The organism is Streptococcus mitis, assembly GCF_047464965.1.
GTDB classification, from domain to species: Bacteria; Bacillota; Bacilli; order Lactobacillales; family Streptococcaceae; genus Streptococcus; species Streptococcus mitis_DU.
The window spans coordinates 1-14622 of sequence record NZ_JASHAT010000014.1 but is presented as its reverse complement, the minus strand read 5'-3'; the positions used below and the strand labels follow the sequence as shown (position 1 = coordinate 14622).

Below are 14622 nucleotides of genomic sequence, written 5' to 3'. Positions count from 1 at the left end.
TTCATTTTAAATTAAAGAAAAAATATGATAAAATAAACTGATACTCAATGAAAATCAAAGAGCAAACTAGGAAGCTAGCCGCAGGCTGTACTTGAGTACGGTAAGGCGACGCTGACGTGGTTTGAATTTGATTTTCGAAGAGTATGACTAGAAAAAACAAAGGAGAAACCATGTCTCAACTCTATGATATCACTATTGTAGGTGGCGGTCCTGTCGGGCTTTTTGCGGCCTTTTACGCCCACCTACGCCAAGCAAAGGTCCAAATCATCGATTCCCTTCCTCAACTAGGTGGACAGCCTGCTATTCTCTATCCTGAAAAGGAAATCCTAGACGTACCAGGTTTCCCAAACCTGACTGGAGAAGAGTTGACCAACCGCTTGATTGAACAGTTAAACGGCTTTGATACCCCTATTCATCTCAATGAAACGGTTCTTGAGATTGAAAAACAAGAAGAAGGCGTTGTAATTACAACTTCTAAAGGAAGTCACCTGTCTAAAACTGTTATCATCGCTATGGGGGGCGGTGCCTTCAAACCACGTCCTCTGGAACTAGAAGGCGTTGAAGACTATGAAAATATCCACTACCACGTTTCCAACATCCAGCAATATGCTGGTAAGAAAGTGACGATTCTTGGTGGAGGAGACTCGGCTGTGGATTGGGCTTTGGCTTTTGAAAAAATTGCACCAACTACCCTTGTTCACCGCAGAGATAATTTCCGCGCCTTGGAACACAGTGTCCAAGCTTTGCAGGAATCTTCTGTGATCATCAAGACACCATTCGTCCCTAGCCAACTCCTTGGAGATGGAAAAATACTCGATAAACTTGAAATCACAAAAGTCAAATCTGATGAAACAGAAACTATTGACCTAGACCACCTCTTTGTCAACTATGGTTTCAAATCTTCTGTTGGTAACCTTAAAAACTGGGGTCTGGACCTCAACCGTCACAAGATTATCGTCAATAGCAAGCAAGAATCTAGCCAAGCAGGTATCTATGCTATCGGTGACTGTTGCTACTATGACGGAAAAATTGATCTGATTGCGACAGGGCTTGGAGAAGCACCAACCGCTGTTAACAATGCCATTAACTACATCGACCCAGAACAAAAAGTACAACCAAAACACTCTACTAGTTTATAGAAAAAGAACCACGAGTCACATAGGATTCGTGGTTTTATAGTTCATCGGCTAATTTGTTAGCTCATATTTCCCCCTTCTTTAACAAAAATAAAAATGCCTATCAAACTGATAAAACATGTGATATAATAGGGACGGCACTAACAATACGCCTTGGAAAAGGAGGTATTACAGATGCTAGAACTTCTCAAAATAGTACTTATCGCAGTCATCGAGAGTATCATCTCATGGCTGGTGACTCGTTGGTTAGACGATCACTTCGACAAGTAACCTTCCTGGTTAGTGCTATCTAACCCAGAAAAAAATCCCCTCAGTATTGCAGTACCGAGGGGATTTCTGTTAGCACTAAAATGCTAGAACTTCTCAATTCCCCTTTATTATCTCACATACTCTATTTAATTGTCAAGAAAGAGGTGTTTTATATCTTTATAACTCATCGGCTATCTTATTGATTTTTCTGAGTCTGTGGTTAACACCACTTTTGGTCAGAGGAGTGCTGAGACTATCTGCTAACTGCTGGATAGAGTAATCTGGGTGCTGAATTCGCAACTGCGCTACCTCCTGCAAATCTACTGGTAGATTTTCTAGGCCCATGATATCTTTGATTTTGCTGATATTGTTGATAGTCTTCATGCTGGCAGAAACTGTCCGAGCAATATTCGCCGTTTCAGCATTATTAGCACGATTAAGGTCGTTACGGGTTTCTCGTAAAATCTTAACTCGCTCAAAATCATCACGCGCCTTCATGGCTCCGATGACAATCAAGAAGTCCATAATATCTTCGGCTCGCTGGAGATAGGTCACAGCTCCCTTCTTACGCTCAAGAACCTTAGCATCCAGTAAAAACTGCTGGAGAAGAGAGGCAATCCCTTGCGCGTGGTCCAAATAAACAGAACTGATTTCCAACTGGTACTTACCTGACTCAGGGTCACGAATGCTGCCATTTGCCAAGAAAGCGCCACAGAGATAGGCACGGCCTGCTTCCTCGTCTGATAAAATCGCCCCATCAATACCTGTTTCCAGACCAAAGAACGAGTCTGCCAAGTGCAAATCACTCAATAAGTCCTGCACCTTTTCATCTGTAAAAACGGTATAGACCCGATTCTTACGAAGATTGCTCCGTTGGTGGTGTCGGATTTCCGATTTGATTTCGTAGAAATGGAGAAAGGACTCATAGAGGTGCCGAGCCAGTTTGGCATTTTCTGTCACGACAGACAAGGTCAAGCCCGAAGTCGAAAGACCGATGCTACCAGACATCTTGATAATGGCAGATAATTCATGCCGGCTCAGATGGTGCTGACCTAGAATTTCTTCTTTTACTGCTACTGTGAAACTCATTTTCTCACCTTTATAATGCGCATCAACTCATCCACGATCAAATCTCCATCGTGGAAGGCACCCCCATTTTCCAGACGAAGGAAGTTGGATGAAATCACACGCGGAACTTGCTTACAAAGACCAGCAAAATCATGTTCCACCTGCACCAAGTATTCATCAAAACGGTTGGAATTCATGTATTCCTGAGGCACTTTTTCGATATTCACCAAGACAGTGTCGATAAAAGGTCGGCCAAGGTGACGATGCAAGACTTCCACATGGTCACTATCTGTAAAGTGTTCCGTCTCCCCACGTTGGGTCATGATATTGCAGACATAGGCGATTTCTGCCTTGGTTTCCAAAAGCGCCTGCCCGATTTCCTTAATCACGATATTGGGCAAAATCGAGGTAAAGAGAGAACCAGGTCCGAGGACAATCATGTCACTTTCAAGAATGGTCTGCACCACTCGACGGCTAGCCAGAGGCGTATCATCGTTAAGGGTATTGGTCACATAGACATGGTCAATCATGCCTGGATGGTCTGCAATATGACTCTCTCCAGCCACCTCTGTCCCATCCTGAAAGACTGCGTGTAGGGTCAAAGGATGGTCACTGGAAGGATAAATCTTCCCAGTGGTATGGAAAAATTTGCTCAATAACTGCATGGCATTATAGGTCGAACCCTGCATTTCTGACAGGCCTGCGATAATGAGATTACCCAATGGATGGCCAGCAAAGGCTCCAGCATCTTCAGAGAAGCGATACTGAAAGACCTTTTCATAAAACTTAGGCATATCTGACATGGCCACAAGGACATTCCGAAGATCACCTGGCGGTGTCAACTGCTGCATATTTTTTCTGAGTTCACCTGAAGAACCACCATCATCCGCCACCGTTACGATAGCAGCGATTTCCACATCTTTTTCACGTAGACTTTTAAGAATGACGGGGATCCCAGTCCCTCCACCAATCACCGTTATCTTTGGTTTTCTCATGAACGGTTTACCGTTTCCTTTCTTCGGTCCTTGTCGCGATGCCCTTCATTGACAGGCCAATTCTTGGATAAGTCCTGCGCCAAGCGTTTAGCAAAGGCCACACTACGGTGTTGACCACCCGTACAACCCATGGCAATGGTCAAAACGGACTTACCTTCCTTTTGGTAACTTGGCAAAATCGGCTCAATCAAGGCCAATAAATGTTGATAAAAGTCTTCTGACTCAGGATGGTTCATGACATAGTCGTACACTGGCTCATCCACTCCCGTTTGATTACGCAGTTCTGGTAGATAGTAGGGATTTGGCAAGAATCGAACATCAAAGACTAAATCTGCATCAATCGGGATTCCATATTTAAAGCCAAAAGACATAACTTCGATACGGAAAGACTGGGCTTGTTCCTGATCCGCAAACTGCTCTGCAATGGTTTTACGCAACTCACGTGGAGTGAGTTCAGTCGTATCCACCACATTTTGACTCATATTTTTCAAAGGTGCCAAGAGCTCACGTTCCAGCTTGATTCCATCCAAAATCCGACCATCTGCAGCTAATGGATGACTCCGTCTGGTTTCCTTGTAACGAGCGACCAATTCCTTATCTGCTGCATCCAAAAAGAGAATTTTAAAGTCCAGTTCTTCCTTGTTTTCCAACTCATCCAAAACAGCTTGAATCTCTGAGAAGAAAGAACGGCTACGCATATCTACTACCAAGGCCAACTTATGGTCGTCTTCCTTTGTTTCCACCAACTGCAAAAACTTAGGCAAGAGAGCTGGAGGCATATTATCAATAGTAAAATAACCCAAATCTTCGAAGGACTGAATGGCAACTGTTTTCCCTGCACCACTCATTCCTGTCACAATCACCAAGTGAAGTTGTTTCTTTGTCATCTTTTTCTCCTTATATCAAAAGAAGTTTGGCAGAACCAAACTTCAACTAGCTTATCCAATCTCTGCGATGACTTCGATTTCGACTTTTACATCACGAGGAAGACGAGCTACCTCCACAGCTGAACGAGCTGGAAATTCCTCTTTAAAGGCCGTTTGGTAAACCTCGTTAAAAGGAACAAAGTCGTTCATATCACTCAAGAAACAAGTTGTTTTGACAACATGGTCAAAGTCAGTTCCTGCCTCTGCCAAAATAGCACCGATGTTTTTCAAGACTTGTTCTGTCTGTTCTTGGATCGTTTCTCCAACGATTTCCCCAGTTTCAGGAGATAGGGGAACTTGACCACTAGCAAACAAAAGGTTGCCAACGATTTTTCCTTGAACATATGGTCCAATAGCCTTTGGAGCTTTGTCTGTATGAATTGTTTTTGCCATTTTCTTTTCCTCACAATTTTTCTAAGATTGCATCCCAAGCCTCATCCATCCCTGCCTTGCTGACAGATGAAAAGAGGATGAAATCGTCACTTGGGTCAAAGTTTAATTTCTTTTTGATTGATGATTCATGCTTGTTCCACTTACCACGAGGAATCTTGTCCGCCTTGGTCGCCACAATGATGACTGGAATCTCATAATACTTGAGAAATTCGTACATCTGCACATCATCTGCTGATGGGTCATGACGGAGGTCAACTAGACTGACAACCGCACGGAGATTTTCCCGAGTCGTTAAGTACTCCTCAATCATGCGCCCCCACTTTTCACGTTCCTTTTTAGAAACACGGGCATAGCCATAACCAGGCACATCCACAAAGCGCATCTTGTCATCAATGTTAAAGAAGTTCAGGAGCTGGGTTTTACCAGGTTTACCTGATGTTCGGGCTAGATTCTTGCGGTTCAGCATGGTGTTGATAAAGCTAGACTTGCCAACATTAGAACGCCCTGCTAGGGCAATCTCTGGCAGTTCATCCTGCGGATAGTGGGATTTATTCGCCGCACTGAGCAAGATTTCAGCATTGTGTGTATTAAGTTCCATAGTCACCTCTAGGCTGTTTCTAGGATTGGTTTATCCGTTCCATCGACAGCTTCTTTTGTGATACGGACCAATTTCACATTTTCCTGACTCGGTACTTCAAACATGACATCTAGCATGGTTTCTTCGATAATCGAGCGAAGACCACGCGCACCAGTTTTGCGTTCGATAGCCTTATTGGCGATTTCTTGAAGGGCTTCGTCGTCAAATTCCAACTCAACATCATCATAAGAAAGCAAGGTTTGGTATTGTTTGACCAAGGCATTTCTTGGCTCTTTCAAGATACGAACCAAGTCATCAACCGTTAATTGCTCAAGAGCTGCAAAAACAGGCAAGCGTCCAATCAGCTCAGGGATAATACCGAATTTTTGAATATCTTCTGCGATGATTTCTTGCATGTAAGAGCTGTTTTCGTCAATCGCCTTGTTATTTTGACCAAATCCAATGACTTTTTCTCCAAGACGTTGTTTGACGATTTCTTCAATGCCATCAAAGGCACCACCCACGATGAAGAGGATATTTTTAGTATCCACTTGAATCATCTCTTGTTGTGGATGCTTGCGTCCACCTTGAGGCGGTACGCTAGCAACTGTTCCCTCAATAATCTTGAGAAGGGCTTGTTGCACACCTTCACCAGAAACATCACGTGTGATAGACACGTTCTCGCTCTTCTTGGCAATCTTGTCAATTTCATCCACATAGATAATGCCACGCTCTGCACGTTCAATGTTAAAGTCAGCAGCCTGCAAGAGTTTGAGGAGGATATTTTCCACGTCCTCACCCACATAACCAGCCTCAGTAAGAGCTGTTGCATCCGCAATCGCAAAAGGTACATTCAAGCTCTTAGCCAAGGTCTGGGCCAAGAAAGTTTTCCCAGAACCAGTTGGGCCAATCATCAAGATGTTTGACTTCTGCAAATCCACATCTTCCGACTCTTCACGCGTATCATGAAAATTGATGCGTTTGTAGTGGTTGTAAACTGCCACTGCCAAGGCACGTTTGGCACGATCTTGACCGATTACATAGTGGTTCAAGATATGGAGTAGTTCGATTGGTTTTGGTACCTCAGACAAGTCTGCCAAGACTTCCTCGGCCAACTCCTCCCGAATGATTTCCTGGGCCAACTCCACACATTCATTACAGATAAAGGCGTTGTTCCCAGCGATTATTTTTTGTACTTCTTCTTGGCTTTTGCCACAAAATGAGCAATAAACCATCATATCATTATTCCTATTTGTAGGCATGATTTCCTTCCGTTCTATTCTATACTGTCATTCTATCTAAAATAAGGTCATGTAAAAAGCATGAATACTATTGACCAAATTAGTAAAGGCATTTAACCAGAGCAGGACAGAAAGTCCATAACGCTTTTTACGAAAAGCCTGTGCTCCTGCAAGCAAGCAGACCAAACACAGCATGGCTGTGAAAAAACCAAATATACTACGTTCCATTAGACTTCCTTTCTCTTGCGGTATTGGATGGTAAAATCATAAGGATTTTTCTCATCTTTGGTATAAGATTTGCTTGAAACCGTCTCAAAAAGGGACAAGTCAAAATCTTCAGGGAAATAGGTATCTCCCTCCACCCGAGCATGGATTTGAGTGACAATTACTTCATCCAAATAGGGTTCAAAAGCCTGAAAAATCTGCTTTCCACCGATAATATAAAGATTCTTGTCTTGACCCTGATACCAGTCTAGGACAGACTGGATATCGTGAAAAGTAGCAACCCCATCTATCTTTTCTTCTGGGTTACGAGTCAAAATCAAGGTCTCCCGTTTTGGAAGCAAGCGACGCCCCATCCCATCAAAGGTCACGCGCCCCATCAAGATAGCATGATTCAGAGTTGTTTCTTTGAAGTGTTGCAGTTCTGCTGGCAAATGCCAAGGCAGACGATTGTCCTTACCAATCACACCCTCTTCATCCTGGGCCCAAATAGCTACGATTTTCTTAGTCATGCTTCCATCCTTTTCACTGATAGTACTATTTTATCAAAAAACTCAAAAAAAGACTGGTTTGGAATAGCTTACAAGATAGAAAAAATCTGTAAGAAATTTCTTACAGATTTATATATGTTGCTATTGTTTCTTACAAACCAGGTGCTTGTCCAAGTTCTGCGGCAAGCATCCAGATTGTTTTATCAGTTTCAGTTTTAGCATCTGAGAAGATACCGTTTGTCACATCGTCACCTTCTTCATCAGTGACATCCAAACCTTTTTGGAAGAGTTCTGACAAGTAACGGTAGATAGCAAGAACACGTTCCAAGCTTTCTTCAACATCACGGTATTCACCAGCTTCTTCTTCGATTTCACTGTTTTGAAGGAATTCTGTCAAAGTAGAGAATGGGCTTCCCCCAAGTGTAATCAAACGCTCACTGATTTCATCCAATTGACCGTCAAGAGCTTCCATATACTCATCCATTTTTGGATGCCATACAAGGAAACCACGACCACGCATGTACCAGTGTACTTGGTGCAAAGCAACGTGAGCTACATACAAATCAGCAACAGCTTGGTTCAATACTTCCTTTGTTTTTGCCAATGCTACTGGCGCTGCTTTTGTCAATGATGTTACGTCTTTTACTGCTTCTTTTTTCAATTCTACCATTTTATTTTACCTCATTCATTATTATTTGTAACCACTTCTTACTGGTTACTCCCTTAGTATACTACTATGGAAAACCAATAGCAAGCCAAATGACTCACATGAGAAAAGTTGCAATAGACTGATAATTTAAGATTTTTTAGAATAATACTCTTCGAAAATTTCTTCAAACAACGGCAGCTTCCATCTCCAACCTCAAAACAGTATTTTGAGCTAACTTCGTCAGTTCTATCTACAACCTTAAAGCAGGTCTTTGAGCAACCCGCGACTAGCTTCCTAGTTTGCACTTTGATTTTCATTGAGTATAACTTTCAAACCTTCTTAACAGCACTAAAATAAAGAAAAAGAGGCTGGGACAAAAGCCCTAGCCTCTTTTTCTTTAGATTGTCAAGCAAGACGCAGTAGTTGAGTGGGCTCTACTACGCTGACTTCATCAGCTTTTACAGCCCTACTCAACTGTGTGGAGGTGGTACGACGAAATCGAATTCTAACGAATTACCTATTTCTGTCCCACTCTCTTTCTCAGTTTTACAGCTTAATACCAGACGCTGACATCCACACGTCCTCGAATCCCTTTAAGAGAGTCAGATGAAGTATATTGCCATCCTTTTTCTCCTGAATAATGAGGATTATTCCAATCAAGTGCATCCGTATAGGCCGCAACCCAGTTTACATGTTGTAAAATATTTGGATGATTCAAACGAGTTTGCAAAAGTTGACGATAGCTATAAACTTTCACATTTTGATAACCTGCTTTTTTCATGGTTTCCATATACTTATTAATGATTTTAACCCAAGTGTCTGTATCTGATGGAGCTTTCTTAGATTTATTTTCATATTCCCAATTTTCAACATCATAGTAGATTGGATAAGACAAATTCATCTTGTATTTCTTCAAGAGTTCAATAGTCTGCTTGGCATCATTCTCAGCATCTGTTTCATTTTCTGCATAGGTATAAAGATAAACACCATAAGGAATGCCTAGTCGATTAAGTTCTTGAATATTATAAGCCAATTCCTTATCTTCTACACCGCTATATCCCAAGCGAACAATAACGCCATCAACCCCATTTTCCTGGATAACCTTTTTCCAATCACTAATGCGGCCATTATGCTCACTGACATCAATAACCTTCTTAGCACGGTCAGTTCCGACCTGTTCTTCACGATGGTTAAAGAAATAACGGTGTCCGTTTCTATAAACCCAACCAACATTCAAGGCTTTCTTTTCTTTCAGTTCCCCTGAATCGGCAAAAGTATAACGAGTATCGTCCATGATTAACTCACCTGTTGCCATGACACCACTTTCAGTAAGATAGTAGTTTCCATGCCACTCATCTTGAGCCATGTATCCCCACTTCTTGAAATAATACCACTTTCCATCAATCTTTTGCCACTGTTCATTAGCATAAGAACCGTCTGCCTTAAGATAGAACCAACTCTTATAATGATTATCGTAAAGCCATTCGTTTTGCATCATAGCACCTTGACCATTCAAGAAATAATCTCCTTGCCACTGACTTTTAGCCATATAGCCCCACTTCTTGAAATAGTACCATTTGCCATTGATTTTCTGCCATTCTTGCTCTGCATAAGAACCGTCTGACTTGAGGTAGAACCAACTCTTATAATTGTTATCGTAAACCCATTCATTTTTAGCCATGTAACCACCCGCTTTAAGGTAATAGTTTCCATGCCATTCTTTTTGGGCATAACGACCATCTGCTTTTATATAGAACCAACTATTGTAGCTAGTATCGAAAATCCATTCACTCTTAGCTTTTGAACCATCTGCTTTTACATAGAAGTCACCTTCCCAATGTGCTGATGTTGAAGTTGACTTACTTTCTTCATTCTGACTACTAGCTCGCGTCTCTTTTACTTCTTCCTTTTTCTCTGGACGCTGACTAGAAGAAGTCTCAACCTTTTTCTCTTCTTCTTTTTGATCTGTAGTCGTTTCTGATTTCTTTTCTTCTACCTTACTAGAAGAAGCTTGAACACTGCTTTCTTCCGAAGATGCTTTCACTTCAGCTTCATTTGCAGCCACCTGATTAACGATCAATCCAAGCAAAAAGGCACTTGCTAATCCAATTTTTCCAATCTTTGTTTTCAATCTTTCCTCCCTTATAAAAAATGGAACAGACATCTGAATGCTGTTCCACCTAGCTTTTGCTACTTACTAATTATTTTACAAAGTCAAGCAATGCCAAGAAACTTTCAGCTTCAAGTGACGCACCACCAACAAGGGCACCGTCAACGTCTGGGCAAGCCATGTATGAAGCAACGTTTTCAGGTTTAACAGAACCACCGTATTGAACACGAACTTTGTCTGCAACTTCTTGACCAAAGTCAGCAGCTACAACGTCACGAACAACTTTACACATTTTTTGTGCGTCGTCTTGTGAAGCTGACTTACCAGTACCGATAGCCCAGATTGGCTCGTAAGCGATAACTGATACAGCAACTTGTTCAGCTGTCAAACCAGCCAATGCAGCAGATACTTGAGCACCTACAAACTCAGCAGCTTTACCAGCTTCGTAAGTTTCAAGTGACTCACCACAACAGATGATTGGAAGCATACCGTTTGCAAAGATTGCTTTTGCTTTTTTGTTGATATCTTCGTCAGTTTCATGGAAGTAGTCACGGCGTTCTGAGTGACCGATAACAACATAGTCAGTACCGATTTCTTTCAAAACTTGTGGGCTAGTTTCACCAGTGAAAGCACCTGCATTTTCAAAGTAGCAGTTTTGAGCAGCAACTTTAAGGTTTGAACCTTTTGCAGCAGCAAGAACAGTTGTCAAATCAAGAGCTGGAGCTGCGATACCTGCTTCAACAAGATCTGATGAAGGAAGTTTTGACGCAACTGCTTCAACGAATGCTTTAGCTTCTTCTGGATTTTTGTTCATTTTCCAGTTACCAGCGATAAATGGTTTACGTGACATTTCACATACCTCTTTTTTCAATTTATTTTCTATTTATTTTATCACAATTAGACACAGCTTGCAAATCTTACTCGGATTTCAAGCCTGCTTACAAGGATTAATCCTTCCAGAGATCCATAGCATTTCTAAAATCTGCCGATACCTGTGTCAACTGAGGATTGCTTGCTTCTCTCTCTGCCCGCTTGGCCTCTATTTGAACCACACTTTTAATGCCTTCATGGCGCCAATTTCTCAAAATCGCCTGAATGTACTTCCAGTTTGGTTTTCCATTCAAAACAGCTTCACGAAGAGCTTCTTTTATCAAGTCAGCACTGGTCCCATCTTCCTTTAGTGTCTTGGTCAAATCCTCAATCTCAAAAGGAGTCAACAAGCGCCCTAATTCCTGCTGGAAGGTCTCTACCAAATCCTTGAGCTGATTTTGAGGTATCAGCTGGTCTGAACTTGAATGAGCTGCTCCAAGCAAATTATCCAAACGTTCCAAAGCCAAACTAGCATCAAAAAGCAATTCAATTTCACCATTCAATTCGATAGTACGATACTGGAGCAGCCCTCTTTCCGTAAGATTGGAAATAGCCTGATTGACTTCCGAAATTTCCTTGCCAATCCTTTCAGCAATCTGGCTTGGGGACATTTCTTCTAAGCATGTCGTATTTTGCAAATAGAAAAATTGCCAGACCAGAAAATCGTCGCTGGAAGGAAAGAGTTCCTTAAAATGCAAGAGCAGGGCACTCGGTAAAACCAAGTTCCCTGATTTAAAAGCGTCTAAATATGTCATAATTCCTCTTATAAATACCCAAATGCAGAAGCATCATCTTCTATTTTTCTCCAGTCAAAAGGGGTTTCCTGATAGACAGCATAGTTCACCCAGTTACTGAAAAAGAGGGCTGCTGATGAAGACCAACAAAGACAAGGTGTCTGGTTGACATCATCATCCTTAAAGTAATTTTCTGGAATATGAGGATCCAAACCTGCATCACGATCTCGAAAATATTCATTTGCCAAGGTATCACGGTCATATTCCAAATGCCCAAAACTATAAATTTCTCGTAAATCACGACTAGCCAAAATCGAAACCCCAACCTGAGGTCCTTCTGATAAAATCTCTAGATTGGTTTTATTTAAGATTTCTTCCTTAGAAATCTCCGTATGCCGTGAATGAGGAGATACATAGCTATCGTCAAAGCCTCTAAAGAGAAGGTGCCCTTCTTTTAAAGCATCCTGAGGATAAATACCTGATAATTTACTGTCCATCTGGTATTTTTCAACCCCATAACGCAGATAGAGTCCCGCCTGAGCACCCCAACAGATATGAAGGGTCGAATAGACATGAGTCTTAGACCACTCGATTACCTGACTGAATTCCTCCCAATAGTCCACTTCCTCAAATGGTAAATGCTCAACTGGAGCACCCGTGATTATCATCCCATCAAAATACTCGTCCTTAACTTCAGGAAAAGTTTTATAGAAGGTCTCCATGTGCTCTGAGCGAGTTGTTTTAGAACGGTGGCTTTCCATATAGAGAAAATCAATATCCAGTTGCAGGGGTGTATTAGCCAAATGGCGCAACAACTGGGTCTCTGTGACCATTTTTTGTGGCATAAGATTTAAGATTAAAATCTTCAAAGGGCGGATATCTTGGTGGGCAGCACGTTGATCATCCATGACAAAGATATTCTCTGTCCGCAAAATCTCAACAGCTGGTAATTTTTTATCAATTCGAATCGGCATAACCCTCTCCTAACTGTACTCTTTCAGGAATAATTGCATATGTTTGAAGCCAAATCTCAAACACCTAGTCCTTTTATTATACTGCAAGAAGATATAGTTTTCAATTATAGTTTTTCTCTAACTAGCTATAGTCTTTTTTTATATCCTAATGTAGAGAAAACAGCCCTAGGGACTGTTTTTGATTAATAATGCATAAGAACCTTGTAATCGTAGTCACCGATTTTTTCACGACCGTTCAATTCATCCAATTCAACAAGGAAGGCACAACCTGCTACAACACCACCAAGTTTTTCAATCATCTCGATTGTTGCCTTAACAGTTCCACCTGTTGCCAAGAGATCATCTACAATAAGAACACGTTGACCTGGCTTAATGGCATCAGCATGCATAGTCAAGGTATCAACCCCGTATTCTTTTTCGTAGTCAGCAGAAATGACTTCACGTGGCAATTTACCTGGCTTACGAACAGGCGCAAAACCAATTCCCAACTCAAAGGCAACTGGACAGCCCACGATAAATCCACGAGCTTCAGGACCTACAATCATATCGATTTTCTTATCAGTAGCATACTGAACGATTTCACGAACAGCGTAGCTATAAGCATTTCCATCAGCCATCAAAGGACTGATATCACGGAAGGTAATCCCTTCCTTTGGATAATTTTCAATTGTTGCAATGTAATCTTTTAAATTCATCTTTTTCTTTCTTTCAAAGTTTTTACTCTCTATTATAGCATATTTTTTAAGAAAGAAGAAAGGAAAAGTTAACATCAATGATTATCTAACGATTTGACGATTTATAACTAGCCATAGCAATAAAGCCCAATTTCTTTTTATTCTTAGCGAACATTTTATACATAGTTAAAAACTGCTTTCTATTCTCCTTTTTACAAGCATTTACACAAATTTTCAAAGTTCCTAGCCAACCTTCGTCATAAATCATACCTGATAATTTCATTAATGTCATTTCACCAGTCAATACTTTCACATCACGATAACCTGATTCTATCATCACCTCTTCCCAACCATCTTGAGTTAAAGGACCTACATTTACATGAATTGCTTGTGACAGTTCCTGTCTGACAGGCTCTTTAGCTTCCTTAAGAAGCACATCATGTGTCAAGAGAAGACCTTCAGATTTTAAAACCCTTAGATACTCCATTACACATTTTTTCTTAGCTTGATCGGCTTGCATAGTCAGCATAGCTTCATTTATAACAATATCAAAACTAGCATCTTCATAAGGAAGTTTCATTGCATTTGCTCTTTCAAAACTGATTAAATGAGCAACACCTGCCGTTTCAGCAGATTTTTTAGCCACTTCTAAAGCTTGAGCATCCATATCAACAGCAGTTATCTTACAACCAAAACGCTGTGCCAACTCAATTGCTGTAGTTCCCCTATTACACGCAACCTCTAGAATTCTCTTTTCTTTTGAAAATCCTCCTTCCGCAATTAACCAATCTGTGGCACGTTTTCCACCTGGACGTAAGCGTTTTTTCCCCAGTTTTGCTAAAAACTTATGACCTGCTTCTGACATTTGAACACCTCTGTTTTTTCTTCATTATAACATAAAATGATATTATCTAACAATTCTAATCTAGTTTTTGATGAACTATAATCAAACGCATACAGTCTGCCATGATTATGGCATAAATCTATTAATTAACTCTCTAGTTCGAATTCAATTGCTCACGTAGTATACGCATATAGGTTCACTAGTAGATGGTAACCACGGAGTACTTACATCTCAGATGAACGACATGGCTGTTATACTCAAAAAAAGAAAGGACGAAATTTGTCCTTTCTCGAGCTTAGCTTTCCTTCTACCCACTACAGTTGACAAAGAGCCGAAAAAACCGGCTCTATAATATTTGTAGTGGGTAAATCTCCTATAAATATTATGGAGCCTATTTTTGTGTAGAAAAAAAGTCCCATATGACCTATAATGAAAAGCGACGAAACAACTCATTAGAAAGATTCATATG

At 41.0% G+C, this 14622-nt stretch carries 16 protein-coding genes; 1 reads left to right on the top strand and 15 read right to left on the bottom strand.

Going from position 1 to position 14622, the window contains the following annotated elements; translation table 11 throughout:
* The first annotated feature begins 170 nt into the window (after positions 1-170).
* Positions 171-1139, top strand: coding sequence for an NAD(P)/FAD-dependent oxidoreductase (locus tag QM408_RS08730; RefSeq protein WP_414374275.1), 969 nt, complete (start codon positions 171-173; stop codon positions 1137-1139).
* Positions 1140-1562: 423 nt separating this feature from the next.
* Here the strand turns inward: QM408_RS08730 and whiA are convergent, their stop codons facing one another.
* The 15 genes from whiA to QM408_RS08655 all read right to left on the bottom strand — a co-directional run bounded on the left by whiA (position 1563) and on the right by QM408_RS08655 (position 14174).
* On the bottom strand, positions 1563-2474 hold the full coding sequence (whiA, locus tag QM408_RS08725) for a DNA-binding protein WhiA (protein WP_049546606.1): 912 nt from the start codon (positions 2472-2474) through the stop codon (positions 1563-1565).
* Positions 2471-3448 (bottom strand): YvcK family protein, encoded by a 978-nt coding sequence (locus QM408_RS08720; protein ID WP_023943688.1) that lies wholly within the window; start codon positions 3446-3448, stop codon positions 2471-2473. The genes whiA and QM408_RS08720 overlap by 4 nt, the downstream gene beginning before the upstream one ends.
* Positions 3445-4335 carry an RNase adapter RapZ gene (gene rapZ / locus QM408_RS08715; RefSeq protein WP_049499710.1) on the bottom strand — a complete coding sequence of 297 codons (891 nt, stop codon included), beginning with the start codon at positions 4333-4335 and terminating at the stop codon, positions 3445-3447. Before rapZ ends, QM408_RS08720 begins: the two co-directional genes overlap by 4 nt.
* Positions 4336-4386: 51 nt before the next feature.
* On the bottom strand, positions 4387-4767 hold the full coding sequence (locus tag QM408_RS08710; protein ID WP_001140420.1) for a RidA family protein: 381 nt from the start codon (positions 4765-4767) through the stop codon (positions 4387-4389).
* Between the two features lie 10 nt (positions 4768-4777).
* Positions 4778-5365 carry a ribosome biogenesis GTP-binding protein YihA/YsxC gene (yihA, locus tag QM408_RS08705; protein ID WP_414374271.1) on the bottom strand — a complete coding sequence of 196 codons (588 nt, stop codon included), beginning with the start codon at positions 5363-5365 and terminating at the stop codon, positions 4778-4780.
* Between the two features lie 8 nt (positions 5366-5373).
* Positions 5374-6606 (bottom strand): ATP-dependent Clp protease ATP-binding subunit ClpX, encoded by a 1233-nt coding sequence (gene clpX / locus QM408_RS08700; protein ID WP_012972566.1) that lies wholly within the window; start codon positions 6604-6606, stop codon positions 5374-5376.
* A gap of 36 nt (positions 6607-6642) precedes the next feature.
* On the bottom strand, positions 6643-6813 hold the full coding sequence (locus QM408_RS08695; RefSeq protein ID WP_000442260.1) for a hypothetical protein: 171 nt from the start codon (positions 6811-6813) through the stop codon (positions 6643-6645).
* Positions 6813-7319: a dihydrofolate reductase gene (locus QM408_RS08690; protein ID WP_414368575.1), complete on the bottom strand. Its 507-nt coding sequence runs from the start codon at positions 7317-7319 to the stop codon at positions 6813-6815. The genes QM408_RS08695 and QM408_RS08690 overlap by 1 nt, the downstream gene beginning before the upstream one ends.
* 130 nt (positions 7320-7449) lie before the next feature.
* Positions 7450-7968, bottom strand: coding sequence for a Dps family protein (locus QM408_RS08685; protein ID WP_414374268.1), 519 nt, complete (start codon positions 7966-7968; stop codon positions 7450-7452).
* A gap of 532 nt (positions 7969-8500) precedes the next feature.
* The gene (gene lytC / locus QM408_RS08680) at positions 8501-10111 is read right to left on the bottom strand and encodes a choline binding-anchored murein hydrolase LytC (protein WP_414374265.1); all 1611 of its coding nucleotides are present in this window, start codon (positions 10109-10111) and stop codon (positions 8501-8503) included.
* A gap of 37 nt (positions 10112-10148) precedes the next feature.
* Positions 10149-10907, bottom strand: a complete 759-nt coding sequence (gene tpiA, locus QM408_RS08675; protein ID WP_004269852.1) for a triose-phosphate isomerase — start codon at positions 10905-10907, stop codon at positions 10149-10151.
* Between the two features lie 97 nt (positions 10908-11004).
* Positions 11005-11682, bottom strand: coding sequence for a DnaD domain-containing protein (locus QM408_RS08670; RefSeq protein WP_414374262.1), 678 nt, complete (start codon positions 11680-11682; stop codon positions 11005-11007).
* A gap of 8 nt (positions 11683-11690) precedes the next feature.
* On the bottom strand, positions 11691-12635 hold the full coding sequence (metA, locus tag QM408_RS08665; protein WP_414374259.1) for a homoserine O-acetyltransferase MetA: 945 nt from the start codon (positions 12633-12635) through the stop codon (positions 11691-11693).
* Between the two features lie 182 nt (positions 12636-12817).
* Positions 12818-13330: an adenine phosphoribosyltransferase gene (locus QM408_RS08660; RefSeq protein WP_001049318.1), complete on the bottom strand. Its 513-nt coding sequence runs from the start codon at positions 13328-13330 to the stop codon at positions 12818-12820.
* Between the two features lie 85 nt (positions 13331-13415).
* A complete protein-coding gene (locus QM408_RS08655; protein ID WP_261057370.1) occupies positions 13416-14174 on the bottom strand; it encodes a class I SAM-dependent methyltransferase in 759 nt (252 codons plus the stop codon).
* Between the last annotated feature and the right edge of the window lie 448 nt (positions 14175-14622).